The organism is Sutcliffiella horikoshii (genome assembly GCF_021991925.1).
Classification (GTDB): domain Bacteria; phylum Bacillota; class Bacilli; order Bacillales; family Bacillaceae_I; genus Sutcliffiella_A; species Sutcliffiella_A horikoshii_F.
This window is the reverse complement of record NZ_RXZI01000006.1, coordinates 74,786-101,161: the sequence shown is the minus strand read 5'-3', so window position 1 is coordinate 101,161 and position 26,376 is coordinate 74,786. Positions and strand designations below refer to the sequence as shown.

Here is a 26,376-nt window from a genome sequence, read left to right as displayed (position 1 = left end):
GGATTGGGAAAGCTTAAGCAAATATTAAATCCAGCCTCTAAAGCGTGAAGCTTCGGCCATTTTACGTGCACCGACCATATAAGCGGAAAGTCTCATATCCACACGGCGGCTTTGTGATGTTTCATATACATTGTTGAACGATTTGACCATCACTTTTTCTAGCTTTTCTTCTACTTCCTCTTCTGTCCAGTAGTAACCTTGGTTATTCTGCACCCACTCAAAGTAAGATACTGTCACTCCACCAGCACTTGCAAGCACATCAGGAACAAGTAGGATACCACGATCCGTCAAAATTTGCGTACCTTCAATGGTAGTCGGCCCATTCGCAGCTTCTACCACAATTTTTGCACGGATATTGTGCGCGTTCTCCTCTGTAATCTGATTTTCGATCGCTGCAGGAACAAGAATGTCACACTCTAGCTCCAACAGTTCTTTATTGGTTATCGTGTTGTTGAATAACTTCGTTACAGTTCCGAAACTGTCTCTGCGATCAAGCAGATAATCTATGTCCAGGCCATTCGGATCATATAGTCCGCCGTAAGCATCGGAAATTCCCACTACCTTTGCTCCAGCATCATGCATAAATTTAGACAGGTAACTTCCTGCATTACCAAACCCTTGGACCACGACTCGTGCTCCTTCGATATTTATGCCTTTTTTCTTGGCAGCTTCACGGATACAGATGGTTACCCCTTTTGCTGTTGCCGATTCTCTTCCATGAGATCCACCTAGCACCAGTGGTTTCCCTGTAATAAATCCAGGAGAATTGAATTCGTCGATTCTGCTATATTCGTCCATCATCCATGCCATGATTTGTGAATTGGTAAATACATCCGGAGCAGGGATATCCTTTGTCGGTCCTACTATCTGGCTAATGGCACGAACATAACCACGACTTAATCTTTCTAGCTCCCTAAAGGACATTTCACGCGGATCGCAGACAATTCCGCCTTTACCACCACCGTAAGGAAGGTCTACAATCCCACATTTCAAACTCATCCAGATGGACAGTGCTTTCACTTCTTTTTCAGAAACATTGGGGTGAAAACGAATTCCACCTTTAGTCGGTCCTACAGCATCATTATGTTGGGCACGATAACCAGTGAATATTTTGACAGATCCGTCATCCATCCTTACCGGAATCTTCACCGTTAACATGCGCATAGGTTCTTTTAGCAATTCATATACTTCTTCAGGATAGCCTAACCTCTCCAGGGCTTTATGTATAACAACTTGTGTTGATTTTAATACATCCAACTTCTCTTCGTTAGTATTCTTTTTATCATTACTTTTTTCGGCTACCATAAGTAAACCTCCTAGATTGTCTCACATAATAAGATTGAATTAGTCCATCTTCATGACATAGTATACACCTTCCGTACCACTATGCAAAGATGGAAAATAAACTTTTATTAAAAAAATGTAACCGATTACAAAACGTAAGAATTGTCAGAAAATACTAACAGCCTAAACTACAGAAAAACGTATGTAGAATAGGCCGTATTTTAGTTAAAGTACTTATTTAATTGCTTCATGGCGTGGCGATCCAGTAATTTCTTCCCATATTCCTCCACACGATGTGTAGTCATCGTAGATGGTGTGCCGTATTCGGATAACAAGGCAATCAAAGTGTCTATGTCCATCATGATGTCAACATCCTCTTCCGATAACAGCAAGTAAAACATTTGATCATGAGAATAGATGGTACCCCCATGGATATGAAAAGCTTGAAGTCTTTTTGCTAGATCGATGAGATGGTCAAAAGACTCGAATACATAAAACAGTTCCTGACTTTCATCCACTGTCACTTGCATCTCTATATAATCATCGTTGAACTCTTCTTCCAATTCTTCCTGCTCGGTGGAAGTCACAATGACCACCATCCCTTGTGCCTGGAGTGCATAGACTTCTACGTTCAACGAACCGCTTACTTCAAATCCCAACTCCGCACTAGCCTCATCAATCATGTCTCGAAACAGCTGATGAACCTTTTGCGAATCCTTCCATAGGTCCTCTTTTGTTAACCCGCGATCTTCCAAGTCATCAAATGTGAGGAATATCTTTATCTTGTTGTAGTTTAATCGTTCCAGCCGCATGAAAGACTCCTCCCCTACCTTTACACCCTTTAACTCCCTTGAACTTCTTACATTTTATGATAAAAGGTGTAAGTTGGTTCGTGACGAACTTCCATTGTTGGAAAGGAAATTTAATTCATCCTTACCCGCAACCAGTCTTCCCAATCTTTCATTGTACTTCCAATAAGGTGATCATGGAATTCACTTTTCTTGTTTTCTGGCATTTTATCGACAGCTGTACCGCCCAGTCCTATGATGAGCGACGGATATTGCTCTTTAAGCGCTGTCACCATTTCCAATGTTTTAGGCAGGTTGATGGAAAGGGTACAAGATAAAAAAAGAAATTTCGGATCAATCTCTTTTAGGACGATATGGATATCATCATCTGCGATACTTGTACCTAGGTAGACCGTTTCAAATCCTTTTCTTCTTACAAATAGGGTATATATGAGTAATCCTAGTTCATGCCACTCTCCAGGTCCGCATACCGACACTGTTTTAGGAAGGAAGCCGTTTACCGGTAATCCGTGTAGGATCATCCCGATCCGTGAGCGCAGAAATGCAGAGGCAAAGTGTTCATGGGCACTTGAAATTTCATCATTCTCCCACATATCACCGATTTTAACGAGCAATGTTCCCAAAATATCAATCAGCACTTTCTCAACCGAGTATAAACTAAAAATCTTATCCATCAATTCATGGGCTTGCCCTTCATTGAACTCCAAAAGAGCTTCCATCAACTGATTAAGTAATTCAGTGGACATATCTTCTTGATCCGAATGTGCATGTTCCGTTTCCAAAAGAGCTTGATTGTTCTTTTCGAATAGGGAAACGGCTTGACTGATAGTGAAGCCTTTGTTCACTTTCTGGATTAACCACTTAAGTATCCTGATATGTTCCTCCGTGTATAAGCGATGTCCCGATTCATTTCTGACTGGAGCAATGATTTGATATCTTCTCTCCCATGCCCTCAATGTTCCTGGCTGAATACCCAGCATTTTTGATGCTGCCTTAATATTGTACTTACCTTCATTAGTTGACATACAGATCCCTTTCTCTCCTATCAAAATCCATACTTTGAATTATATAGTACGAAATTGGTTGTGTAAACTTTGTATAGGTTTTGAATAGGCTGTTACAGGTGTGGAAATCATGATCCTTCTCTAGTGGTGATAGTGAGGATATGCGTCTCCGGTGGAGCCCCTAAACGGAGTGGAACCAACGACGTTCCAAAACCATTACTGACCAATAGTGTGGTATATGGTAAATGAGTAATCCTCCCTCTCTCATGGGGACCAAAGCCAAAAATTCGAATTTGTCCACCATGGGTATGTCCACTTAAAACTAGGCTGATTCCCTCTTTTTCAGTGAATTTCTCCACGATTTCCGGTTCATGACTTACCAAGATCTTGAAACTGTCCTTGCTTGTACCCTCCAAAGCCACATCGAGATGGTCTCTTTCATGCACCAAATCGTCCACCCCTACGATCTCTAACTTGTCTCCTGCATCACTTTCAAACAAATAGCTTTTGTTATCCAGTATCTTTACTCCATGTTGTAAAAGAAGGGAATCCAATTCATGATGCTCGACTTCATAGTCATTGTTTCCCCACACATAAAAGACGATGCCTATTTTCTTCAGTTGCTTGATATTCTCCTCTACCTGACTAAACGGAACCTTCTTTTCTGTAAGGTCACCACCTATTACCACCAAATCTATGTTATTTATTCTTTTAATAAAATCCGGATCAATTTTCCTCCTATGAATGTCGGAAATGAAGAAAATCCTGACCTTCCCTAAGATGCTTGGAAACTCAGGGAATGCAAGTGTCTGTTCTACTATATTTTCTTGCTTAGCCTGACGATACATATAGAAAACAAGTGCTATGCCAAAAGCAGCAACAATCCCAAATAAACTCCAAACCATAAGAAACTTCCCTTCATTTATAAAATAGGCTCTGTTAAACGACGTTGTTGATTTTTGCAAACTTATCTAGAGGTCGCCCTTGAGCCTCCTCATGAGTCTGCACCTATTGCTCCAATCAACAGCTATGTTGCTTCATAAATAAACGTATGCATTAACAGAGCCAAAAAATAAAAAGTTGCGATAATTTTCTATCGCAACTATACCAAAACAAGCAAGCTCATTTCGTTTCATGATACAAATTAATGTCAAATTCTTTTTTCATCATATCAAAAACGTGATGCCTTTGTTTCCAATCGGTAGGTTTGGACCAATAATCATCACTTCTTTTCACCATTTCTTTTCGCAAGTCATGATATTCCTTCTCCGCCTTATCTTTTTTGTAAAGAAGATATTTAATCATTCCCAGCTGAAAAGCGATGAACATTACCATCCAGAAATGGACAGATCGATCAAAAAAATAGGAGATGCTTGCAGAATAGGATGGCGACTGATGGAAGATGTAAAAGTAAACATATGCCAAGAAAAATCCAACCGTTACACAACAGAACATCCTCCACCTCCACTCTCTTTTTTTGAAGGTGTCCTGCTTTCTTTTTTTATTTACCAACAGCTGCAATGTCTGTTTAGTCGCTTCATCTGTATGATGGTTCAGCATTTTGATGATCGGCTCCATATTTTATCCCCTCTTTCATAACATGTCCTATTAGAAATTATGCAATAGAGGGGAACCGTATGAATTCCATCCTACCTATTTATCGGAATAAGTAGTTTCTGTCCTACATTCACCTGGTCATTGACAAGATTATTATAATCACTGATTATTCTTTCGCCTTCCCTGCTGCTGAAATACTTCATGGAGATCCGGAAGAGGTTTTCACTTTCTTGAACTACATGCTCTACATATTGCACACTAGACTGTTCTTCCGTATCCGTAGTTTCTTCTGTTTCCGTACCACCAGATGAGCTTGTTTCCACAGGAGGGCTAGCTGCGGTCACCTCTTCTGTTTCCACTGTCTTCCCTGGTCCGCTTGTTTCCTTGCCATCTTCCCCTTCAGCCACCTCTTCTTTGTCCGCCTCCATACTGGAAACACGCTCTGTCGCAGGCATTTCTTTTTCACTCTCTTTGTTTGCCGCGCTGTCAGCGGAGACATTTTTCGATATGGAGATGGACTCCACATTCTTCACTGGCGGTGTAAAGATTTTGTCGAGGAAACTGGAATCCTTGTCATTATAATGGATTGCCAAAATGCTGATAGGGATAAGAAGAAACAGTACCCCTACTAACCGGACAAATGGAAATTTCAGCTTCCATTTAGTTTTTGTGTTACGTTTATGAGCGTGCAGTTCACTTCTTGAAGGTAGCTTGTTCGTTTCTTTTTGGACTTCCTCTCTTAACCCGTCTGCTTGATCCAACCCTTTATCATTATTCATGTTCCCCACTCCTGCCCTTTTCATGGTCTTTAATTTTCACATAATCGTATCTAATCTTTAACGCAAGTAATACATCAATCAGAAAATGCGCCCATATTGTGACATATAGACTTCCTGTCACTTCATACAGGTATCCGAGTAGAAAGCTTATTATAACAACGGAGAGGAATAATACCCATTTGTGCAAATATCTAATATGTAGAAGTGCGAAAACGATACTTGCGACCCAAATTCCAAAATGTGTCTGAATGACTCCTCGGAACAAGAATTCCTCCGCAGTTGAAATAACTATCGCCAGGAAAAAAATATGAGGGACACTTCTGGTCTGAAACATCTTTTCGTTGATGCCACCATCGTCCAATAGATCCTTCGGTAGCCACTTCATCAATAACAGGTCAATACCAACAACGCTTATTCCAACTATCGTCCCGATTACCAATACTTCTAAAGGCTTCCAGGGGAATATTCTAAAGAAGGAAGCAAAGTTGTCGAAAAGGATAAAAGCAAGAATCACCCCGATAACCAAAAATGCCAATTGGGATAAGTATAGATGGAATAGGAGTTCTTTTGGACTCATATTTTTAATTACTTCAGCTTGTCTATTTTTCACTTTTCAACTTCCTGCCAAAATATATTTTTCAAAAGACCCTGCCAAGAAAGGGATGTAGTTTCTTCCTCGGACAAACTCTTTTCTTTCCCTTTGAAATAATCCATATCCAAGCCACAAACATCACAACATGGGACAGGAGGAGAAATTAGTTCTTCATCAAAATAGCGAAGGATACCTTTTCTTCTGCACATGAAAGCGGTAGTCCAAAGGTTAAAATCCTCCAATTTCCTTCGTTTCACTGTTGTGCGTTCTTCCATGTGGGTATGAATGAATGCAATACAATCTTTGATTGTCTCCCAAGATAAGGACCCTTGCTTCTTAATGAACTCATTCATTTGGTAGGAAAGATACCTCCAATGGGATTCCTCTCCTGCGGCCTTTTCCATCCATTCTTTCACCGAGACTCTGTTCAAATCAGTGAGTTTCCCATATGAGGTCACTAGTTCTTGCACCGTGTAAGAAATCCAGGCAGGGTCGGGAAGTTCATTTTCAATAATGAATTCCGGGAGCATCGCATCTTCCTTGCTTTTCAATAAAATGGCAATGCTTCTGTTGCCACCCCTTCCCGCACGCCCAATTTCCTGCACATATGCCTCAAGTTGTGTTGGTTGATGATAATGGATGACAAATTTTACATTGCTTTTATTGATTCCCATTCCAAAAGCACTCGTACAGCAGATAATATCTAGCTGATCCATCAGAAATTGCTGCTGGATCAAGATTCGTTGTTCCTGAGTCAAGCCTGCATGATAATAGGCAATACGTTTTATACCGTTGTCTTGCAGGTACCTACAAATCGCTTCTGTTTTTGCTCGACTTGAAAAATAGACAATTCCAGGGGTCCTGAGAATTTGAAGCAGTTCCAGCAGTCTTTCTTTTTTTTCTTGGTTGCTTGAAAGCTTCTCTACCTTCATCGCGATGTTTGGCCTGTCCACTGAATTGATATGAAAGGAAGGGGTGGTCATATTTAAAAACGTTTGAATATCCTTGATAACGTTTCTAGTGGCTGTTGCTGTAAGTGCCAAACTCGGTGGCCCTCCCAGTGATTCCTTTACCTTCCACAATTTTAGATAATCTGTTCGGAAGTCATGACCCCATTGCGACACACAATGGGCCTCATCGACTACAAAGAGACCGATTTGGATGGATTGCAGCTTTTTGATCCATCTCTCTACTTGTAGCATTTCAGGCGAGATGAAAATGAACTTGTATCTATTCAGGTCGAGGGACAACAGCCGTTCTCTCTCTGAGAATGACAGAAAGGAATTGAGCGCAATCACACTTTTCTCCCCGCTGGCCCTCAGCTGTTGCACCTGGTCTTCCATTAGGGATAATAAGGGAGAAACTATCAGGACCGCCCCTTCTAATACATATCCCGGAAGCTGATAACAAAGAGATTTCCCTCCGCCCGTAGGAAGAAGTGCGATGACGTCTTTGTAATCAAGCACATCTTCCATTATTTCTTTTTGACCTTTTTTGAAGGATGAAAAGCCGGTTTTAGCTTTTAACAGATTTTCTAGACTCATCGCCATCCCCCGTCCTTGTCAAAACTAATCTTATTTGAAAATAGGTTATATCTTTATTAGTCAATCTCTCTTTAATCCTTCGAAGCTGATGTGTATGTAATTGTTGAATGACCTTTAAGATCTCATTCATTTTCTCCTTTTCCATATATGGTTCAATGGAGAATTGGTCTGAATGCAAGGCAATCTCGACAATATGGTCCTCAATGGTGCTTACCTTTAGCCGTCTTACTTTGGCTATGTCCAGTAAGCTAAGACCTTGATTAAGAAGCTTCAATGTTTTCTGTGTGGTTTCCGTCAGTTTCGGACGTACGAGTAAATCAGGGCATATGGAATAAAGAGTCGGGTAGGTTCCTTTAGACTCTGCCTTTTCTAGGTTGCTCATGAGGTAATGCAGCACGGCTTGGAATTCCACTTCAACCCAAATTGGATCGGTATGAAGAAGACTTGCAATTTGCTCTGCTGTTCTACCCACTTGTCGATGTCCTGTTAACATCAGGGTGAAAACAGTGGCTTGTGTGGTTGTTACCTGTAGCAGGAGTTGATTTGTCTCTTGATACAAGTCATTCAGCAACTGCGCTTTTAGACGCCCTTTTTGTTGAAACAGATGGTTCTTAACCCACCGCTGTACGGAATCCTCATATTGGACCGGCAGGAAGGAACTTTCCTTCCCGGCTAGGTTGGAAAGAGTCTGAACAAGCAAAGAGTACCTCTTCCAAAAGTGTTTGCTTTTTTCCTTATAGGAAAAGCCATCCAAATAAGAGGGAAGAGGATACACTTTACTGTATTCGGATAATTTGTCATTCCCTGTTTTCGTTATAATATAATGATCTGTCTGAATCTCTTCAATAAGACCTTGCGCTGCCAAAGTTTCCATGTTCTCCAACAAGAAGTTTCGGTTCAATTCCGGAAAAAGACCATATAGAATACCCAATGAAAAGATATTGGCATCTTGTATCGTTTGAGAGGATTTCTTCCCTCTAAGTAAATGAAAAATGCCCGAAATGCTCCTTTCTCCACGTAAAGCATGGAGACAAAACAAGCACAAAAATTCGAATGATTTCATCAAAGTTCTACACCTTTCTTCCCCTACAGTTATTTTATCAAAATTTTGTAAAATGCGACATGTTTATCACATCTTTTCGCCGGGTAATCTAACAATATGTTACCAGAACCCTTGTGTGATAAGCATTCTCATTGAGTTTTCTATTGAAAAGTTGAGAAAACATCTTTACAATATAAAGTATGAGGAATTCGTTTCCAACTAATAATTGGAAATGTTCATCCTATCGACTAGTTACTAATTGGGAGGTTTATTTTCATGGCAAAATATACGATTGTTGACAAAGATACTTGTATCGCATGTGGTGCTTGTGGAGCTGCTGCTCCGGACATCTATGATTACGATGATGAGGGCATCGCGTTCGTAACACTTGATGACAACCAAGGAATTGTGGAAATTCCTGATGTATTGGAAGATGATATGATGGATGCATTCGAAGGGTGTCCTACCGATTCCATCAAGATTGCCGACGAGCCATTCGACGGCGACGCATTAAAATTTGAATAGTAAACGAAATGAACCCCGATTCCTTAAGGAATCGGGGTTCTTTCTAATGTTATTAACTTTATACATTTTTCACTTCTAACTGACGCTCAAGCCAGATTGCCAACTTCTTGTATAACAACATGAATAAGAACGTGACAATAAGCCCTTTTATAATATTAAAAGGCAAAATACCTTTCACGATGCCTTCAATCATTTGTGCAGATGATTCCGCAGGGACATTCAAGAAATAGGTGAATGCCGGCAAGAAAATATAATAATTAAGGACACTCATAAACACTGCCATCGACAAGGTTCCAACCACAAGACCGATCCCCAACCCTTTTGTTGTTCGGATCTTATTGAAAATGAAGTATGTCGGTAAAATAAATAGCACTCCAGCAGTAAAATTAGCCAACTGCCCGACAGGAACTCCAGTCATACTGCCTTGGACGATATAATGCAGGATATTTTTGATTGCCTCGACGGTAATACCTGCAACAGGGCCAAAAATAATCGCAGCAAGCAATGCAGGGACGTCACTGAAGTCCACAGATAAGAATGGCGGCAACAACGGGAGTGGAAAACTCAACCACATGAGCAGATATGAGATACCACTTAACATACCAACTGTTACCATCTTTTTGATTCGTTTTGATTGATTCATTTCTTTTCTCTCCTTTTCAAATGGAGATCCACCTCGTACGAAAAGAGAGATTTCAAAGTTTTCATTTACTCAGGATGCCACATCACGAAAAAAACCGTTTGTCGATTAACAAACGGGAGTCTTGAAGGCATCAGTAAATAAGCGTTAAAAATGATGCATTTTCAACCACTTTGAACCTCCATCTTCTCCCATCCAGACTATACTGTCGGCTTTGGAATCACACCAAATCCTGCCCCTAAAGGCTCGCGGGCTTAGAGAGTTACTCTCATCACCGCCGATCGGGAATTTCACCCTGCCCCGAAGATAGATCATATTATTTAATTACGAATTTATTATACTCGTAAAATAGGAAAAAGGAAAGAGAAATGAACCCTTATTCATTTTTTATGGGAATTTTGCAACAATAAGCGCTTACATAGGTTCGACCTGTCGCAAAGTTATTGACAGTCCCCTTTTAAGATGATAAGTTATCAGAAAATTTTATAAAAATTTGGAGGGATACCTTTTATGTTCCACGTGCTTGTTGCAGATTCAATTAGTTCAGACGGACTGACTCCACTACTAGAAGCGGAAAACGTCAAGGTTTATAGGAAAGACCGCGAGGAGGACATTTACAACCATGAAGACATTCAAGCTCTGCTTGTGCGCAGTGCAACCCAGGTGGATGAGGATTTGCTCGCCTCGCTTCCTAACCTGCAGGTAGTTGCAAGAGCCGGGGTCGGAGTGGATAATATCGATATACAGGCTGCTACCAAACGCGGTGTTGTGGTCGTAAACGCACCTGATGGTAATACCATTTCCACCGCTGAGCATACCTTTGCCATGATATCATCATTGGTACGTCATATACCTCAAGCCAATATGAATGTGAAAGGTGCCCAATGGAGTCGTAAGAAGTTCATCGGCACGGAGCTTTTTGGAAAGACTCTCGGAATTGTGGGATTCGGTCGTATTGGCAGTGAAATAGCCAAACGCGCGAAAGCTTTCCAGATGAAAGTCGTGGTCTACGATCCATTTCTGACAGAAACAAGAGCTGAAAAATTAAGTGTCACCTCCTTGCCTTTGGAAGACGTGATGAAGGTAGCGGATATTATTACGGTACATACTCCCCTCACCAAAGATACGAAAGGTCTTTTCAACAGAGAAAATATCTCTTCTTTGAGAAAAGGCGTTTATCTCGTGAACTGTGCCCGTGGTGGAATTATTGACGAAGAAGCCCTTTTATATCACTTGAACACAGGACATGTTGCTGGCGCAGCTCTTGATGTTTTCGAAGTGGAACCACCTACCAATAGAGACTTGGTAGAGCATGAACACGTAATTGTCACCCCACACCTGGGTGCATCGACGAAAGAGGCTCAATATAACGTAGCATACCAGGTTTCCAAAGATGTACTGGACTATCTAAATGGGCAATCCGTCCATACAAGCATCAACCTTCCCACCATCCCTAAAGAAATATACAAGAAGATCCAACCGTTTTATCAGCTTGGAAAAACGGTCGGCTCCATCCTTTCTCAATCTGCCAAGACACCTATTGAGGAAATCGTTGCCACCTATGCAGGAAAAATTACGGAATGGGAAACCTCAATCCTTACAAAAAGCGTCATAGCAGGATTCTTACGTAATCGGGTTGATACGACCGTAAATGAAGTCAATGCAGCAACAATAGCGAAAGAACGTGGCATTAACTACGGTGAAAAGCATACTTCCGAAAGCTACGGTTATTCCAATATCATACAGATTGAAGCGAAAGGGAAAGATCTCCACCTTATCGTAAGAGCTACATTCATTGACGGATACGGTGCTAGAATCGTTCATATGAACGGCTTTGATATTGACTTTGCTCCTAGCGGACATCTATTATATGTCCAACATCAAGACCGTCCAGGTGTCATCGGACAACTAGGTAACATTTTCGGCAAGCACGAGACCAACATTGCAACGATGCATGTAGGCCGCATGCTGCAAGGTGGCAAAGCAATCATGATGCTCTCATTTGACCAGCCATTGGAAAAGTCACTTGTAGATGAAATCCTTCTCATACCGGATATCTCTTCCGCGATCATGTTAGAATTATAAAAAAAGCAGGACAGAAAAATAGTTCATTTTTCTGTCCTGCTTTTTAATTTTTAACCTAATTCCATTTCCATCCGCTCACCCTTTTTAAATGTCATGATGGTTTTATAACCCACAGCCTTCGCGAGCTCGATCGCTTGATCATAATCCGCCCCGACATGTTCAGGGACATGGGCATCAGATGATAGGACAATCGGCACTTTTTTGTCGTGGCACATCTGCAATAAGCGTTTATCGGGATAAAGTTCGCCTACGGGTTTTCTCAACCCTGCTGTGCTAATTTCTACACAAGTCTTGGAGTTGGCAAGTGCCGTAGAAGCTCTGTCATACTGTTCTAGAAGAAACTCTTCATCCTGGGGTACGTACTTAAAGATTTTCACTAAATCCAGGTGACCGATAATATCAAACATATCTGATTGGGCAAGTGTGACCACCTGGTCAAAATATTTGGTGTACACTTCATATGTATCCCGACGATCCCACTCTTTTCTATATTCGGCTAAATCGATCCCGAAGTCTTCCACCCAGTGTATGGAACCGATCACATAGTCAAACGGATAAGTGTCAATGAACCTTTTCATCTCCAAATGTTTTCCTGGTGTATAATCCATCTCGATCGACATTTTTACGTTGATATCTTGATTCCATGCCTCCTGAAACAGTTGGTAATAATCTGCCATATCATAGTATCGCCGTTCTTCCACCCAAGGGTTACTAAGAATATCTTTCGTCTGATAGAAATGATAGGCGTGTTCGGATATGCCAAACTCTTGTATCCCTTTTTGTTGCGCAGTTGTTATGAACTCTTTTAGATAGTCAAGCGTGAGCGTCCCTCGTTCCAGATGATTATGGTAGTCTGTCAGCATATTTTGTTGTCCCCTCTCTTTTTTTGCTAATTATACTACTATTCTAAGAAAGTTTGGGGAGTATTTTCAGAATTAACGGAAACTTAATAAGGAGGGAGTCGCGATGATTTTCTTTACATATGAGATAAGGACATGTTGGGTCTAACCTAGCCTTTTAGGAAAACGCATCTTGAAACAGTAAAAGCGTGCACAAATGCACGCTTTTACTTACTCACTATAAGGGATTGGATTCGGTGAAAAAGGGACACTTACCTCTTCATTGAGTGTGATGGTACCGATGGTTCCGCTTTGGGAGGACTCAAAAACTACACCCATCAGGCCGAATTCTTTTGCTACCATCAGCATCGCTTCAAGGGCGAAGATCGTTTCTTCGTTATCTTCAAGCACACTGCTATCAGCTAGTTTGATGCGGGCTATCGCTCCATCATTTTCAATCATCACCCCATCCACTTTCACCGTGTCTGGGATGGAAGGCTCAAGCTTGCTATAATCAGCTTGTTCTGGAGCGCTTGTCATAGCCTTAAGTGTATCCCCAATCGTTTTAAATCGGTCATGGCCTGCAACTAAAAGCGGACGCGAGCCTGCATAGTACTTATAATAAGCACGTTTTTGATTTCGTTCAAATACAATAGGTCCTTCGTATACTGTATTACCTATCCCTACATTCACTTTGTTACCATTATCACTTAATTGAACTTGGGTGTAGTGTAGACTGAAAGTATTAATTAATTCCTGGTGAAACAATGGGTCTTGAAAAGATGAAAGACCTTTATTCATCTTCGTTATATCAACAACAGGAACGCGATTTCCCGCCGCGTCAAGTTCTTCCGTAACCATTCCATTATCATTAATGAATGGCTTCCCTAAACCGTAGCTTTCATAAGAAATATTGCCACGAACTTTGTTTAAAGCGTCTACATACGTCTGACCTTCCTCTTTGGGAACAATTAGGGTCAATGTAGTAGTTGAACCTCCAAATGGGATGGTATCCACTTCAGATAAGGAAGCACCTATCGTCACCGCATATTCCGCAGCCTCATTAAAACTTGTAACTACAAAGCTTTTTTGATCCGCAGTCATTATTTCAGCTGCGGCAAATTCATCTGCTTGCGATTCATCCTTTAGGGAAATATCTTCTTCCTCACTTATTTGGTTGCGGCTTGTTTCCGTTTCACCTTCAGAGTCATCAAAGGCTTCATGCGCATCCATCGTAGCCATATCCATGTTCTCTTCTGATCCGCTATTTGCATTAGAACCGCTCAAACTCATATCAAATTGCATGTTATTGAAAAACATTGGTCCGATAATTGCTACAATGAATAAGGCTGCCACCAATGCGACCGCAGGCATAAATTTCGTTCGGCGAGGTGCATTTGCTAACTTCGGTTGAATTTCATTATATATATGTTTCGGATCCCGATCATCTTTAATTTTAGGCATTTGCCTCAAGAGCTTTTCCATTTGGTCTTCATCGTTATGACGCATTGCTGTTCCCTCCTTTCTCTTGAAGTTCTTCCATATATGCCTTTAAGACCTTTAAGGCTCTATGCTGAGTTGTTTTCACCTTACTTTCCGTCCAACCCAGAATCTGGGCAGTTTCTTGAATAGATAAGGCTTGTATGTACCGTAGGACAAGGACCAGCCGATGATCGACTTTACATTTATCCAAACACCGGTACATTTGTTGGACTTGTTCATTTTGAAGAGCTATCTCTTCTGGTAGAGGAGCGTGATCTCTGACTTGTTGTTTATTCCAGTCAAATGTTTCAAGTAGTTTGTTTTTCCATCCTTTATGTTTACGGAAGGAATCGATGGCGACATGTTTAGCTATGGAAAAGAGCCATGTCTTTTCACTGCTTTTTCCTTCGAAACGATCATAGGAACGCAAAACTTTTATATAAACTTCTTGAACGAGGTCTTCCGCTTGCTCCTTATTGTTCACCATGTAATATAAGAATTGATATACATCCTGGTGATATTTTTCATAGAGCTCTTGAAAAACGGTATTCATAGTTTCCCTCCGTTCATTTCATTAGTCGCATATTATAGTGAAAAAGTTACATTACAAATATATTAAAAAAATTACAATTTGACTAGATGTATTTTGGTATTTTTTTCTTGCAAATTTCTATCCTTCTTTTAAGTATACTGGATGTCCTTGATGGATTATAGGGATATTTGTAGGCATTTCCCCCACTTGCTTTATACATATTTCGACCTATTCCTAGTCTAATTGTAAAAAGCGTCAACACCCGATGGGTACTGACGCTCCTCGATTTATTTCTTATACGTACTGCTCATCATGTATTCAGGTAAGGCACCCTTTCTTTTCACAATAAAGGGTGCTTTTTCATTAAGCAATTTGGAAAGGATCGGATATAACACGATAAAGAACACGACATTTCCAATGGCATGATTGATATCGAACGGCAAGCCGGCCAAGTAATAAGGTAAAAAAGGAAATCCCCCTATGACCGTGTTTTGGATGGAGAAAACAAAACCGAAAAATAATCCGCAAAGGCCGGCATATAAGGAAAGTATAAAAACTGGTACCTTTTTAAACCATATTCCCAACCCTCCACTTACTAGTCCAATGACAGACCATGCAAAAATCTGTGTAAACGTCCACATTCCCGTACCAAGGACAAGGTTTGTAGCAAATGTGGTCCCTACTGCGAGAATGACTCCTGAGAGAGGGCCCATCCAAAACGCACAAATAATGATGATTGCCGTTACTGGCTGCACATTTGGTACGGAAGCAAACGCAATCCTTCCTACAACACAAAGGGCAATCAGCATTCCCAGTAACGCTATCTTCTTGGTAGTCATGTTTATTCCACCTTTTGATAATCAAAATGTACTTCGTCGTTCTCCTCTAAAGTATAATCACTTGCACCTACCATTAAGCTTTCCCCATTAACTGATATGTTCCAATAATAATCCGCTTCATCTTCAGAGCCAATCCCATCAATCCCGACAATAAAATCTCCACCAAAACCTGTGGTAAGGTCAAAATTGCGATCCATCACGTCCATTAGGGATTCCCCTTCTTCAAACTCAAATGTATCCTCACTAATGACTTCTTCGCCTTCTTTAGTCAGCTTGATGGAAGTTGATAAGTTGTTTTCCTGTTGTTCTTCAACAGGAGCCGAGTTGTTGGTGTTTTGGTTTGCTTCGTTGGTCTCACCTGCACATCCTGCTAGAACCAATGTAAGTGCAGCAGCTAGTGATAATAAATAATTCTTCATTTTTCTCATTTCCCCTTATGTATGTGTATTGGTAGATCTGTAAAACGTGGGTCCCCAGGTTAGAGCATACAAAAAACCTCATCCAAATCTCAGGATGAGGTGATAACGGCATATTATTACAATAAATAAACATAGTTGTGCCGTCTCTCCTACTCAACCCCCGAAGTATTGAAACTGGTAAAATAATTGGCAGGTCTACTGACTTATGCTTCCTCCTACTTTGAGCCTTCCCATATGGGGACCTAATTTCTCAAGCCCATTCATACAGTGGTCATCTCATTTCGTCCACATTTACAGTTGCGGGGACAGTTTTGGCATTGCACCAAATTCCCTATTAAGCCACATCGTGACACCAACTATTTGTTAGCTATTCAGTTTACTAAGTTTCATATTACAAGATATGTCTATCGATGACAAGAAAATGTTTCATACAAAACAAGATTTTTCGCTATTGCTCAGCATATTAATTCAGCTTTTGCGGAATAAACATGGAAAATGTCGTGCCTTCGTATTCTTTGGAGTGAACCGATATGGTTCCTTGATGCGCATCCACTATATTTTTCACGATTGCCAATCCTAGACCAGTACCTGCACGCCCTCTTGTTCTTGCCTTATCAGCTTTGTAAAACCGTTCAAATACAAATGGAAGATCCTCTTCAGGAATTCCATGTCCGGAGTCTTTCACATCGATTTTCACACCATTGTCCATCATTTTAACTTGGATGGAGATTATCCCCTCGTCAGCTGTGTGACGAATTGCGTTATCAACAAGGTTTGTCATCACTTGTTCCATCCGATCAACATCCATTTGGACAGAGCCCTTTCCGTCTACAAGTGAATGCAGGGCAATCGCTTTTTCTTTTGCCAACCCCTGGAATTTACGAGTGATTTTCTCGACAAAAGTTGCGACATCGGTCTGTTCATAGTTCAAGGATATATGGCCTGCTTCCATTCTTGCCAAATCGAGTAGGTCATTTACCAGTCTTCCCATCCTTAAAGACTCGTCATATATCACAGAAGCCAGTTCCTTTTTCTCTTCTTCCGTACCTGCTATATCGTCCACAATTGCCTCGCTGTAACCCTGAAGCATGGAGATAGGTGTACGGAGCTCATGAGAGACATTGGCAATAAAGTCTTTCCTAAGCTTATCAAGCCTTCTCTCTTCCGTCATGTCACGGATAACGGCCACTGCACCACGAATATGTGTTTGCGTGTAAAGAGGACTCATTACAATCACCCATGTGCGCCCCTGGTAGGTCAACTCAATACTTTGCTCTTTTTCTATCGATATGGCCCGCTGGAACATTTCTTTCACCTCTCCAGGAAGGTCTTCTCCACTGGCGTTCCCCTCCTGATAGAACCAAGCCTGCAAAAACTTTTCGGCAGGTGGGTTCGTTACCAGGATGGTCCCATCCCGATTCAGGGTGATTACACCATCCGCCATACTACTGAGAATGTTTGCAAGATGTTCCTTTTCCTGATTCAGGGCATTGATATTGAATTTGAGCTGTCTTCCCATTTGGTTGAAAGCCATTCCCAATTCGCCTATTTCATCCGAGGTTAGAATTGGAACCTTCGTGTCAAATTTCCCACGCGCAACTTCAAAGGCCGCTTCCCTCATATTTCTGAGTGGAGCAGTAATTCTAGTTGATAGGAAGAAAGCGAAAATGGTCGTCAAAAAGATGGCAAATCCAGCTGCAAGCAAAATCAGCTTTGTCGTTTGTTTTGTCGTTTCTTTTATAGCAAGGAGGGACTGATAAACAAAAACAGCTCCATCTTTATTACCGTCAATATGCAAAGGTATACCGACAATCATCACTTCCCCATGCATTTCATCGGTGATATTCAGTTCTGGAAGGTACGTTTTCTTTGTAACAATCGGTTGATCTTCAAATACAAGGGAAAGCTCTGGATCATTCAGGAAAAATTCTGCAGGAAGATGGTCGATTTCCGGATTCGGCGAATGGGAGTACTCTCCCTTATCAGTGAAAATCACCACGCGAGATACTTCATCCACCAGTTCCCATGCAATGGACTTGGAACGATCCATATCTTCATGCTGCTCCATGATCAACGAAATCTTACTTGCTGCCTGTGTCAGGTCTTTCTCGGCTTCCTGTACATGGTAATTCTCAAAGAATTCAAGTAACAGAATCGTCAATACAAATAATACAAAGGAAACTAAAAGTAAAATGGTAAGCCAGAGCTTACCAACGACACTTCTCCAAATCATGATTCATTGCCAACCTCAAATTTGTAGCCCACTCCCCATACTGTGACAATCATTTTAGATGCTGGTTCCGATACTTTGTTTAATTTCTCGCGAAGACGTTTCACATGGGTATCCACCGTACGTAAATCTCCAAAGAATTCATACTGCCAAACTTCCTTCAGTAGTTGTTCTCGGTCAAACACTTTGTCTGGGGATTTTGCCAAGAAATAAAGAAGCTCGTATTCTTTTGGTGTAAGATTTACCTCTTTTCCCTCAGAGGTGACACGATGAGCATCATTGTCAATTGTCAAATGTGGAAACACAATGACATCCTTCGTTGTCGTTTCGGTAGTAAGAAATGTTGTACTAGAGGAGCGACGTAATAACGCTTTCACACGCAGCACCACTTCTCTTGGGCTGAATGGCTTTACGATATAATCGTCAGTTCCCACCTCAAATCCCTGCACGCGGTTGGTCTCTTCTCCCTTTGCCGTAAGCATGATAATTGGGGTTGCCTTCTTTTCTCTGATTTCTTTACAAACTTCCATACCATCCATTCCAGGCATCATGATATCCAAGAGAATGACATCGTACTCTTTTTCCAATGCTAGTTCGAGCGCCGAATGACCGTTATCCGCCTCTTCAATGACATAATTCTCCCTTTCAAGATACATCTTCAGAAGCCTTCTAATTCGGTCTTCGTCATCCACCACAAGTATTCTCACTTCTTTTTCCATTAAATTAAGCCCCCTTACTAGATTCTGTAGGAAAAGCCTCCACAACTTTGTGAAGGCTCATTATAGGTATTACATTGCATAAGAGTGAAGTCCGGCAATGATTAGGTTTACTCCGATAAGATTGAATAAGATGATGGCAAAACCGACAAGCGTCAGCCAAGCAGATTTCTCCCCTTCCCAACCTTTAGAAAGGCGCAAGTGAAGATATCCTGCATAAAATAGCCAAGTAATGAATGCCCATACTTCCTTTGGATCCCATGCCCAGAACCTAGACCAGGCAATTTGTGCCCAAATGGCAGCAAATATCAAACCGCCAAGTGTGAATACAGGGAAACCAATGGTAACAGCACGATACCCAATTTCATCGACCATGTTAAGGTTCACTCTTGAAACAGCAGGTTTTAAGGCTTGTCCGATAGGCTTTCTTAAGACAAGACGTAAAATCAGGTAAAGGATGGCTCCCCCAAGTAGAGACCAAATCACTGTGTTCAGTTTAAGGGTATTGATCCATGGTGAAAGGTTCACGAGAGAATCCATTCTACCTTCTGTCAATAGTTCACCCTCATTGGGTCCGACAATTGGATATAAATTATATTCCACTTGTGCTTGTGCACCCTCTTTATTGATATAGGAGAATTGAGCTTCATAGTCCACTGCACCAAATCCGATAGAGATAAGGATGAACCCTAGGAAGGAAATCAATACATATAGGGTAAACTCAACCCAAAATGGCTTTTGTCCTTTTTTTGTATAATCTACCACTTTTACAAGGTAAATCAAACCTGCGGCAAAGCTAACGGAAAGGATGGCAATTCCCAATGCTACCGTAGATACGTGAATTGCAAGCCAGTGACTTTGCAGCGCCGGGATAAGTGGTGAGATATCACTTGGAAACATCGCGGCATATGCAATTAGCAACAAAGCTATCGGTAATGTAAATATGCCCAATGTACTTGTTTTATAAATGAAATAAATGACAATGAATGCTAAAACCATCATCATCCCGAAGAATGTTGTAAATTCAAACAGATTACTGACAGGTGCATGTCCACCCGCTATCCAGCGTGTAATGAAATAACCTAGCTGGGCAATAAAACCTAGAATGGTAATACTGATTCCTATTTTAGCAGCTTTATTGCCTTGTTTTCCACGTATGGCTCCGCCAAAGAAGGCTGTTCCAATAAGGTAAAGGATAAAAGCAGCATAAAGTAGATTTCCACTGAGCTGTGCCATTTTTAGACCTCCTCTTTCTTTTCTCTATCTTTTTCCTGTTCCTTTTCCGCTTCCACTTGGTCAACGGGAATGGAGATGGAAGTTTGTTCAAAGGCTTTGTTGATTTCATTTTTTAACCCAAACCAATTTTTGTTCGTATGTCCTGCAACAAAAATCTCATTGCCTACTTTTCTCACCCAGACACGACGGTGATTCCAATACATCCCTTGGATGACACCAATCATGAAGATAGTACCACCAAGTCCAAGGATCCAAAGAGTAAGGTCTTTTCGAACCGTCAATCCGGAAACATTCCGTGTTTCAAAACCGGCAAATGTCATTTTGTTTTCGTTGGTGCCATTTGGCTCGATGTTTTGTCTGATTGCGACCAAGGCAATTTCTCCCTCAGGTGTATCCGGTGTGATCATCCGGAAAACAAAAGCTGGGTTGTTCGGCACTCTAGTCTTGGTTGCTGGCTCTCCACCTTCTAAGGTGAAATCAGGAAAATAGTTTACAAGTTCGATGGATCTTCCTTCACCTAAATCGTAACTAGATTCAGGATTTAAAAGATCTACTTTAATTGTACCAAAATTATCTCCGGATTCCTTATTTTCAAGATGGAAGGACATGGTTTTAAATTCATTTAACTTATAATCCACTTGATAAAAAGCAAAGTTGTCATGCTTCAATGGTTGGTTCACCTGGATGGCATGATCTTTTACTTCTTTTAATTCCGGCTCTGCCCCCACAATGAATTCCCCTTGTCGCTCATAGAGAACGGCATTTGTTTGGAAGTTACTTGCAATGGCATCCTCCCCAGCCCTGGAGATGGCGGAGTTGAAAATTTCGTCTGATGATTCACTATTATAGGTTTCAAAAATAAATCCTTCATTTTTCAAGTAATATTGTCCACCAGTTCCTGGTACCAGCCTTGTTTCCCCTTCGCGTACCCAAACAACTTCGTCCACATACATACCCGGAAAGAAGCGAAGCATGGCACCAATCAAGAAGATGATGATTCCAATATGGTTTACATATGGGCCCCATCTAGAAAAACGATTTTTTTCCGCGAGGATATTCCCATCTTCTTCTCTGACATTGAACTTTCTTTTTAACAATCCTTGTTTTGCTTTTTCTATTTCCGCTTCCGCATCCCCATCGACCATGGTAGTTCCGAACACACGTTGACGTTTCATGAAGCTCTCATGTCTTGTCACCTTCTGGGTTTTTAACGATTTATGTAGTGGAATAAATCGATCCAGACTGGCAATGACAAGAGATATGCCAAGTGCTGCTATCAGAAGCATGTACCACCAAGAACCATACAGGTCGTGGAATCCAAGTGTATAGTACATTTTACCGGCAAAACCATACTCCTGTTCATAATAGATATGAGGAGGAATTGCTTGGTTAATATAATCCTTTTGTGGAAAGATCGTCCCGAAGGATGAAGCCACAAGGATAATGAAAATAATCCAAATTCCTACTTTTACGGACGAAAAGAAGTTCCACACTTTATCAATAATGGTTTTGTTATAGGTTTGTGAACGCCTTGCACTACCTTCATAGCGCATATCCAATAGTTTTTCTTTGCTTTGGTCATTTTCAGTCGGTTTTCCGCACGCCTCACAAAGAATGGTACCCTCTGGGTTGAGGTGTCCACATTCACATTTAATATCATTCATACGTAAAAACTCCCTACTAGTCAGGCTTGATCATTTCCATGAATTCCTTGACTCTTGCCTCCGTCAATTCACCTGAATGTTTTTTCACTATCTTCCCATTTTCATCAAGAAGAATGGTAGTCGGCAAAGGAAGAATTCCATACGCCTGCCTTACCTGGTCGTGTTTATCCATAGGTATGGGAAACGTCAACCCATGACGGTCCCTGAATTTCTCTACTGCAAGGTTCGTTTCTTGGATATTCACTGCAATGATTTCGACGCCTTGGTCTTTATATGCTTGATATTGGTTTTCCATATAGGGCATTTCCCGTTCACATGGTTTGCACCAAGTTCCCCAAAAGTTCAGAAAGACCCCTTTACCGCGGTAATCAGACAGCATCACTTCATTACCTTCCAAATCGGTCAGAATAAAGTTAGGTGCCTCATCCCCCACATCCACAATTTCTTTGGATTGGAAGAAGGTTGTGTACATCGTATATCCAATCGCTAATAAAAGAAGCAGCAGAATGGTTGTCCGCATAACTAAACGTTGCTTTTTATTCATCTACATACTCTCCTAAAACTGAGACATTTCATCCTTGCTATTATAACATTTACTACTTTTTACATAGATAATAGAATATGAAGGTTTTGTGACACCAAGAAAAGCGGAGGCGGCTTGTTCAGGCCCGACAAGCATAAGACAGTTTTCGGAAGAGGTTGCTCTTTGACCTCTGCAGAAAACTGGCTTATGACCTCGAGGGCCTAGCCGCCGTAGCTAGACAATTTGAAAAGCGGAAGGTGCCCGTTTTAAGTCGTGGCGACAGTGTTGATCTATCCTACGGGAGCATATATCCATCCTAAAATAGGTTTTATCCATCTTTCAGTGCTACATATCCATCCTAACGAACATTTATCCATCGAAAAAGAGAGAATCTCCATATTTATTCGCTTCCGAGCTCTATCACAATGGGCATATCAAACAAGTTCGTGCCCAATTGAGGGGAGTTGGTGCCAAAATGCATTGAGTTCGTGCCAAAACGCTTCGAGTTCGTGCCAAAATGCATCGAGTTCGTGCCAAAATGCATCGAGTTCGTGCCAAAATGCATCGAGTTCGTGCCAAACAACCCCTAATTCGTGCCAAAATTATTTTTTCAGCCAAAACGCCATCATCATACTAGTTCGGCACATGTCCAAAAACAAAAGCGGAAGCTGCCTATTAAGCTTCCTCCGCTTTCCTTCATACTAGTTTTATTTCTTAGGCTTGGTCGCCATTACCCGCAGCTGTTTTACTTCATGCGGTGTCAGTTCACGAGCTTCACCGGCGGAAAGCCCCTGAAGTGTAAGGAAACCGTAACGTTCCCTTTTTAGCTTCATGACTGGATGCCCGATTGCTTCGAACATACGGCGAACTTGCCTGTTACGGCCTTCATGAATACTGATTTCAAAGATGGATGTATTTTTAGTCCGCTCCATGGAAAGCAACTTTATTCTGGCTGGTGCCGTCTTGCCATCTTCAAGCTTGATGCCTCTCTCCAAACTTTTGATTGCTTCACGGGTAGGAATACCTTTCAGTTTGGCAACATACACCTTTTCTACCTCTGAAGCGGGATGCATCAACGCATTTGCGAACTCGCCATCATTGGTCATCAGCAACAGACCAGATGTATCATAATCCAAACGCCCTACCGGATAGATTCGTTCTGGTATATATGGGAAAAAGTCAGTAGCGACCTTTCTACCTTTATCATCACTTACACTGGAGATGACGCCTCTTGGCTTATATAATAGGAAGTAGACAGGTTCCTCTCTTTCAACTTGGACGCCCTCCACTTCAATCTTATCGTTAGAAGACACTTTGACCCCAAGTTCTTTGACTACTTTATCGTTAACTTTGACTTTACCTTCTTTTATCAGTTCTTCTGCTTTTCTTCTAGATGCCACACCGGCATGTGCTATTACTTTTTGTAACCGTTCCATTTCTTTCACCTCATTCAACATCTTACCCGACTTTCCTAAGAAAAGCCAAGATTTCTCTTCCACTATTCTTTCCAATGTTCACAAACTCTAATTATACCTGCAGTCTTTCCTAAAAAGAAAGGAAAATTTATGGTTGTCGGCTTGCGGGAGGAAACATTTCATGTAGACCTTCCCTACTCTTTTTCCAATTCAAAGAGGCCTTCATCTCATCCATGAAGACCTCAACCCAATATGTGAAGAACCGGTTACACTACATCGCAAAAAAGAAGGTCACAACCAGTATGGAAACGATAATCCCCACAATATCCGCCAGCAACCCTACTTTTAGCGCGTCACCCATTTTCTTGATCCCCACTGCCCCAAAATAGACGGTAATGACATATAGAGTCGTATCCGTACTTCCCTGTAAAACGGAGGCTAGGCGGCCCATGAATGAGTCAGGCCCATATGTGGCAATCATATCTGTTGTCATACCGAGCGCGGCGGTACCTGATATGGGTCGAATAATGGAAAGGGGAACAATTTCAGCTGGAACCCCGATGGCCTGCATCGCTGGTCGAACAAATTCTACAAGAAAGTCCAGTGCGCCGGATGCCCGAAATATGGATATGGCTACAAGCATTCCTACCAAAAATGGAATGATGGAAATGGCTATCTTGATCCCCTCTTTCCCTCCTTCAACGAAGGTTTCGTAAGTGGGAACTTTCTTGAATGTCGCATAGAGGAGGATGAATCCGATGATGAGGGGGATCAGCCATAAAGAAATTAGTGAAATAACCTGCATCGTCTACCTCCTTTTTGCCATTCTACGATAATAGAAAAATCGGTCTATGGAAATGGCTGCAATGGTAGAGCATAAAGTTGCAACTAAAGTAGGTCCAACTATTTCTGTGGGAGCAGCTGAGCCATAATTCATCCTGATGGCGATTACTGTGGTAGGAATCAATGTAAGGCTTGATGTATTAATGGCCAAAAATGTTATCATGGAGCGGCTGGCTTCCACTTTCCCACCATTCAATTCCCTAAGCTGTTCCATTGCTTTGATCCCCATTGGTGTTGCCGCATTACCGAGACCGAACATGTTTGCAATCATATTGGATAACATATACCCCATGGCTGGGTGATCTGGTGGAACCTCCGGAAAAATCCTCCGGACAATTGGTTTGAAAAGGGATGCCAACTTCTCTAGAAGTCCCGCTTCCTGAGCGATTCTCATCAACCCGAGCCAAAAAACCAAAATACTGATAAAACCAATACAAATGGTGACAGCTTCCTTTGCACCGGTGAATATGGCTTCATTTACTTTGTCCATCGTTCCATTAATCATAGCGAATATGATCCCGATAATCGTCATCGCCACCCAGATAATGTTTACCATGGTAACTTCCCTGCCCCGATGAAGAAGATGTTCTTAAATATGTTCCAGAATCCACCTTCTTTTTCGGTTTTCTTCTCATAATAGATCGGCGTCTCCACCACAGCCTCATCCTGTACGATTACGGTGTATTCACCTACCACTTCCGGAATGTTCCTTTCCTCTTTCCATTCCTTCTTAGGCTTCACGAGCGTGATTTTCACACGTGTGTTTTCCCTCTCCTTTTTGGTCATAGGATATTTGACATCTCGAGAAAGCGTGACCTTTCCTTTATAAAAATCATCCTTGATGTCTCTTAATTTCCCTTTTTCCGCAATTTCATAGAGCTCATAATCGACAAATGCACGATTAAACATATATATATGGTCTTTCCAGTCATCAGGGCCATTCAATGTCACAGCGATTACATCCAACCCATCCTTGGATGCAGTCGTAATAAGTGTCCTTTTTGCTCGTTTGGTGTATCCTGTTTTGCCTCCAGTGGCATATTGATACATGCCTGTTACAAGGCGATGTTTGTTTGTCCAGCTTCTGTCCCATGATTCACCTGGCGCAGCTGGTGCACGGTACACTTTCGTCCCTGCAATTTCTCTAAACTTATCGTTTTGCATTGCATACCTTGTTAGCAGCGCCATGTCATAGGCAGTGGAATAATGATTTTCGTGATCGTCCAATCCATGTGGATTTGCAAATTCCGTATGGGTCATACCCAGTTCAGCAGCTTTTTCGTTCATCATGTATACAAAGCCTTCCAAGCTGCCTCCCACATGCTCGGCAATAGCTACCGCAGAATCATTTCCTGAACGAAGCATCAGCCCATACACCAGGTGTTCCAATTTTATCTTTTCTCCTGGTTTCAAATAGATGGATGACCCTTCCGCCCTAATCGCTTTTTGGCTAACTGTCGCAATCTCGTCCATTTTACCGGATTCAACGGCTAAGATTGCCGTCATCACCTTTGTAATGCTGGCAATCCGCTGTTTGTCGTGTGCACTTTTTTCATAGATAATCCTGCCACTCTCTTGTTCAATCAATACCGCATTTCGCGCACTGACCCCAACCTGCTCCGCTGTAGACTTTTGAGTAAAACTTATACTAAATATCAGCAGCGCTACCAAGACGATGCTGAACACCTTTTGCGTTAGAGACATCCAATCCCATCCCTTATCTATTTTTGTACAAGTTTATGCGACACCTGTCCAAAATTATGAATGGTTTTTATGG

General features: G+C 41.5%; 26 protein-coding genes and 2 riboswitches. Of the genes, 2 read left to right on the top strand and 24 right to left on the bottom strand.

From position 1 onward, the window contains the following. Positions 1-24: 24 nt before the first annotated feature. The 9 genes from EKQ44_RS15500 to EKQ44_RS15460 all read right to left on the bottom strand — a co-directional run bounded on the left by EKQ44_RS15500 (position 25) and on the right by EKQ44_RS15460 (position 8,632). On the bottom strand, positions 25-1,305 hold the full coding sequence (locus EKQ44_RS15500) for a Glu/Leu/Phe/Val family dehydrogenase (protein ID WP_237664449.1): 1,281 nt from the start codon (positions 1,303-1,305) through the stop codon (positions 25-27). Between the two features lie 200 nt (positions 1,306-1,505). After that, positions 1,506-2,096: a genetic competence negative regulator gene (locus tag EKQ44_RS15495; protein WP_237664448.1), complete on the bottom strand. Its 591-nt coding sequence runs from the start codon at positions 2,094-2,096 to the stop codon at positions 1,506-1,508. A gap of 110 nt (positions 2,097-2,206) precedes the next feature. Next, positions 2,207-3,118, bottom strand: coding sequence for a MerR family transcriptional regulator (locus EKQ44_RS15490; RefSeq protein WP_237664447.1), 912 nt, complete (start codon positions 3,116-3,118; stop codon positions 2,207-2,209). Between the two features lie 107 nt (positions 3,119-3,225). After that, on the bottom strand, positions 3,226-4,002 hold the full coding sequence (locus tag EKQ44_RS15485; protein WP_237664446.1) for a metallophosphoesterase: 777 nt from the start codon (positions 4,000-4,002) through the stop codon (positions 3,226-3,228). Between the two features lie 217 nt (positions 4,003-4,219). Next, the gene (locus EKQ44_RS15480) at positions 4,220-4,675 is read right to left on the bottom strand and encodes a DUF2663 family protein (RefSeq protein ID WP_237664444.1); all 456 of its coding nucleotides are present in this window, start codon (positions 4,673-4,675) and stop codon (positions 4,220-4,222) included. 71 nt (positions 4,676-4,746) lie between these two features. Next, positions 4,747-5,433 carry a LysM peptidoglycan-binding domain-containing protein gene (locus EKQ44_RS15475; RefSeq protein ID WP_237664442.1) on the bottom strand — a complete coding sequence of 229 codons (687 nt, stop codon included), beginning with the start codon at positions 5,431-5,433 and terminating at the stop codon, positions 4,747-4,749. Further along, on the bottom strand, positions 5,426-6,043 hold the full coding sequence (locus tag EKQ44_RS15470) for a CPBP family intramembrane glutamic endopeptidase (protein ID WP_237664441.1): 618 nt from the start codon (positions 6,041-6,043) through the stop codon (positions 5,426-5,428). Before EKQ44_RS15470 ends, EKQ44_RS15475 begins: the two co-directional genes overlap by 8 nt. Further along, entirely contained in the window at positions 6,040-7,569 is a 1,530-nt protein-coding gene (locus EKQ44_RS15465; RefSeq protein WP_237664440.1) for a RecQ family ATP-dependent DNA helicase, read from the bottom strand. The genes EKQ44_RS15470 and EKQ44_RS15465 overlap by 4 nt, the downstream gene beginning before the upstream one ends. Next, complete coding sequence (locus EKQ44_RS15460; protein ID WP_237664439.1) at positions 7,541-8,632, bottom strand: YpbB family protein; 1,092 nt, start codon at positions 8,630-8,632, stop codon at positions 7,541-7,543. Before EKQ44_RS15460 ends, EKQ44_RS15465 begins: the two co-directional genes overlap by 29 nt. A 255-nt stretch (positions 8,633-8,887) precedes the next feature. On the opposite strand from EKQ44_RS15460, the gene EKQ44_RS15455 reads away from it, so the two are divergent. Then, positions 8,888-9,136, top strand: a complete 249-nt coding sequence (locus EKQ44_RS15455) for a ferredoxin (protein WP_063560637.1) — start codon at positions 8,888-8,890, stop codon at positions 9,134-9,136. Between the two features lie 58 nt (positions 9,137-9,194). On the opposite strand, the gene EKQ44_RS15450 is transcribed toward EKQ44_RS15455, so the two are convergent. Beyond that, positions 9,195-9,779, bottom strand: a complete 585-nt coding sequence (locus tag EKQ44_RS15450; protein ID WP_237664438.1) for an ECF transporter S component — start codon at positions 9,777-9,779, stop codon at positions 9,195-9,197. A 176-nt stretch (positions 9,780-9,955) separates the two neighbouring features. After that, positions 9,956-10,088, bottom strand: a riboswitch (FMN riboswitch). 198 nt (positions 10,089-10,286) lie between these two features. On the opposite strand from EKQ44_RS15450, the gene serA reads away from it, so the two are divergent. Continuing rightward, a complete protein-coding gene (gene serA / locus EKQ44_RS15445; protein ID WP_237664437.1) occupies positions 10,287-11,861 on the top strand; it encodes a phosphoglycerate dehydrogenase in 1,575 nt (524 codons plus the stop codon). A 50-nt stretch (positions 11,862-11,911) separates the two neighbouring features. Here serA and EKQ44_RS15440 read toward each other — a convergent pair whose 3' ends face one another. The 14 genes from EKQ44_RS15440 to EKQ44_RS15375 form a co-directional block, all read right to left on the bottom strand. Next, complete coding sequence (locus tag EKQ44_RS15440) at positions 11,912-12,724, bottom strand: histidinol-phosphatase (RefSeq protein ID WP_237664436.1); 813 nt, start codon at positions 12,722-12,724, stop codon at positions 11,912-11,914. 207 nt (positions 12,725-12,931) lie between these two features. Further along, a complete protein-coding gene (locus EKQ44_RS15435) occupies positions 12,932-14,209 on the bottom strand; it encodes a hypothetical protein (protein WP_237664435.1) in 1,278 nt (425 codons plus the stop codon). Beyond that, positions 14,199-14,735 (bottom strand): RNA polymerase sigma factor SigX, encoded by a 537-nt coding sequence (sigX, locus tag EKQ44_RS15430; protein ID WP_047968999.1) that lies wholly within the window; start codon positions 14,733-14,735, stop codon positions 14,199-14,201. The genes EKQ44_RS15435 and sigX overlap by 11 nt, the downstream gene beginning before the upstream one ends. Positions 14,736-15,001: 266 nt before the next feature. Continuing rightward, the gene (locus EKQ44_RS15425) at positions 15,002-15,553 is read right to left on the bottom strand and encodes an ECF transporter S component (RefSeq protein WP_237664434.1); all 552 of its coding nucleotides are present in this window, start codon (positions 15,551-15,553) and stop codon (positions 15,002-15,004) included. A gap of 2 nt (positions 15,554-15,555) precedes the next feature. Continuing rightward, entirely contained in the window at positions 15,556-15,972 is a 417-nt protein-coding gene (locus EKQ44_RS15420) for a DUF4430 domain-containing protein (RefSeq protein WP_237664433.1), read from the bottom strand. Between the two features lie 171 nt (positions 15,973-16,143). After that, a riboswitch (cobalamin riboswitch) is annotated at positions 16,144-16,344 on the bottom strand. 91 nt (positions 16,345-16,435) lie between these two features. Next, the gene (locus tag EKQ44_RS15415) at positions 16,436-18,205 is read right to left on the bottom strand and encodes an ATP-binding protein (protein WP_269151687.1); all 1,770 of its coding nucleotides are present in this window, start codon (positions 18,203-18,205) and stop codon (positions 16,436-16,438) included. Further along, entirely contained in the window at positions 18,202-18,921 is a 720-nt protein-coding gene (locus EKQ44_RS15410; RefSeq protein WP_064097607.1) for a response regulator transcription factor, read from the bottom strand. The genes EKQ44_RS15415 and EKQ44_RS15410 overlap by 4 nt, the downstream gene beginning before the upstream one ends. 69 nt (positions 18,922-18,990) lie before the next feature. Beyond that, entirely contained in the window at positions 18,991-20,154 is a 1,164-nt protein-coding gene (gene ccsB, locus EKQ44_RS15405) for a c-type cytochrome biogenesis protein CcsB (protein ID WP_237664432.1), read from the bottom strand. A gap of 2 nt (positions 20,155-20,156) precedes the next feature. After that, on the bottom strand, positions 20,157-21,818 hold the full coding sequence (gene resB / locus EKQ44_RS15400) for a cytochrome c biogenesis protein ResB (RefSeq protein ID WP_237664431.1): 1,662 nt from the start codon (positions 21,816-21,818) through the stop codon (positions 20,157-20,159). Between the two features lie 16 nt (positions 21,819-21,834). Beyond that, positions 21,835-22,362, bottom strand: a complete 528-nt coding sequence (gene resA / locus EKQ44_RS15395) for a thiol-disulfide oxidoreductase ResA (RefSeq protein ID WP_237664430.1) — start codon at positions 22,360-22,362, stop codon at positions 21,835-21,837. A 686-nt stretch (positions 22,363-23,048) separates the two neighbouring features. Next, positions 23,049-23,777, bottom strand: a complete 729-nt coding sequence (gene rluB, locus EKQ44_RS15390; protein ID WP_237664589.1) for a 23S rRNA pseudouridine(2605) synthase RluB — start codon at positions 23,775-23,777, stop codon at positions 23,049-23,051. A gap of 250 nt (positions 23,778-24,027) precedes the next feature. Beyond that, a complete protein-coding gene (locus EKQ44_RS15385; RefSeq protein ID WP_063560623.1) occupies positions 24,028-24,561 on the bottom strand; it encodes a spore maturation protein in 534 nt (177 codons plus the stop codon). A gap of 3 nt (positions 24,562-24,564) precedes the next feature. Further along, positions 24,565-25,155, bottom strand: coding sequence for a nucleoside recognition domain-containing protein (locus EKQ44_RS15380; protein WP_237664429.1), 591 nt, complete (start codon positions 25,153-25,155; stop codon positions 24,565-24,567). Next, positions 25,149-26,303 (bottom strand): D-alanyl-D-alanine carboxypeptidase family protein, encoded by a 1,155-nt coding sequence (locus EKQ44_RS15375; protein WP_237664428.1) that lies wholly within the window; start codon positions 26,301-26,303, stop codon positions 25,149-25,151. The genes EKQ44_RS15380 and EKQ44_RS15375 overlap by 7 nt, the downstream gene beginning before the upstream one ends. Positions 26,304-26,376: the final 73 nt, after the last annotated feature.

What these genes read in the sequence shown, in the direction of transcription:
- EKQ44_RS15500 (WP_237664449.1), bottom strand. Translation starts at nt 1,305, where the DNA reads ATGGTAGCCGAAAAAAGTAATGATAAAAAGAATACTAACGAAGAGAAG.
- EKQ44_RS15495 (WP_237664448.1), bottom strand. Translation starts at nt 2,096, where the DNA reads ATGCGGCTGGAACGATTAAACTACAACAAGATAAAGATATTCCTCACA.
- EKQ44_RS15490 (WP_237664447.1), bottom strand. Translation starts at nt 3,118, where the DNA reads ATGTCAACTAATGAAGGTAAGTACAATATTAAGGCAGCATCAAAAATG.
- EKQ44_RS15485 (WP_237664446.1), bottom strand. Translation starts at nt 4,002, where the DNA reads ATGGTTTGGAGTTTATTTGGGATTGTTGCTGCTTTTGGCATAGCACTT.
- EKQ44_RS15480 (WP_237664444.1), bottom strand. Translation starts at nt 4,675, where the DNA reads ATGGAGCCGATCATCAAAATGCTGAACCATCATACAGATGAAGCGACT.
- EKQ44_RS15475 (WP_237664442.1), bottom strand. Translation starts at nt 5,433, where the DNA reads ATGAATAATGATAAAGGGTTGGATCAAGCAGACGGGTTAAGAGAGGAA.
- EKQ44_RS15465 (WP_237664440.1), bottom strand. Translation starts at nt 7,569, where the DNA reads ATGAGTCTAGAAAATCTGTTAAAAGCTAAAACCGGCTTTTCATCCTTC.
- EKQ44_RS15460 (WP_237664439.1), bottom strand. Translation starts at nt 8,632, where the DNA reads ATGAAATCATTCGAATTTTTGTGCTTGTTTTGTCTCCATGCTTTACGT.
- EKQ44_RS15455 (WP_063560637.1), top strand. Translation starts at nt 8,888, where the DNA reads ATGGCAAAATATACGATTGTTGACAAAGATACTTGTATCGCATGTGGT.
- EKQ44_RS15450 (WP_237664438.1), bottom strand. Translation starts at nt 9,779, where the DNA reads ATGAATCAATCAAAACGAATCAAAAAGATGGTAACAGTTGGTATGTTA.
- serA (WP_237664437.1), top strand. Translation starts at nt 10,287, where the DNA reads ATGTTCCACGTGCTTGTTGCAGATTCAATTAGTTCAGACGGACTGACT.
- EKQ44_RS15440 (WP_237664436.1), bottom strand. Translation starts at nt 12,724, where the DNA reads ATGCTGACAGACTACCATAATCATCTGGAACGAGGGACGCTCACGCTT.
- EKQ44_RS15435 (WP_237664435.1), bottom strand. Translation starts at nt 14,209, where the DNA reads ATGCGTCATAACGATGAAGACCAAATGGAAAAGCTCTTGAGGCAAATG.
- sigX (WP_047968999.1), bottom strand. Translation starts at nt 14,735, where the DNA reads ATGAATACCGTTTTTCAAGAGCTCTATGAAAAATATCACCAGGATGTA.
- EKQ44_RS15425 (WP_237664434.1), bottom strand. Translation starts at nt 15,553, where the DNA reads ATGACTACCAAGAAGATAGCGTTACTGGGAATGCTGATTGCCCTTTGT.
- EKQ44_RS15420 (WP_237664433.1), bottom strand. Translation starts at nt 15,972, where the DNA reads ATGAAGAATTATTTATTATCACTAGCTGCTGCACTTACATTGGTTCTA.
- EKQ44_RS15415 (WP_269151687.1), bottom strand. Translation starts at nt 18,205, where the DNA reads ATGATTTGGAGAAGTGTCGTTGGTAAGCTCTGGCTTACCATTTTACTT.
- EKQ44_RS15410 (WP_064097607.1), bottom strand. Translation starts at nt 18,921, where the DNA reads ATGGAAAAAGAAGTGAGAATACTTGTGGTGGATGACGAAGACCGAATT.
- ccsB (WP_237664432.1), bottom strand. Translation starts at nt 20,154, where the DNA reads ATGGCACAGCTCAGTGGAAATCTACTTTATGCTGCTTTTATCCTTTAC.
- resB (WP_237664431.1), bottom strand. Translation starts at nt 21,818, where the DNA reads ATGAATGATATTAAATGTGAATGTGGACACCTCAACCCAGAGGGTACC.
- resA (WP_237664430.1), bottom strand. Translation starts at nt 22,362, where the DNA reads ATGAATAAAAAGCAACGTTTAGTTATGCGGACAACCATTCTGCTGCTT.
- rluB (WP_237664589.1), bottom strand. Translation starts at nt 23,777, where the DNA reads ATGGAACGGTTACAAAAAGTAATAGCACATGCCGGTGTGGCATCTAGA.
- EKQ44_RS15385 (WP_063560623.1), bottom strand. Translation starts at nt 24,561, where the DNA reads ATGCAGGTTATTTCACTAATTTCTTTATGGCTGATCCCCCTCATCATC.
- EKQ44_RS15380 (WP_237664429.1), bottom strand. Translation starts at nt 25,155, where the DNA reads ATGGTAAACATTATCTGGGTGGCGATGACGATTATCGGGATCATATTC.
- EKQ44_RS15375 (WP_237664428.1), bottom strand. Translation starts at nt 26,303, where the DNA reads ATGTCTCTAACGCAAAAGGTGTTCAGCATCGTCTTGGTAGCGCTGCTG.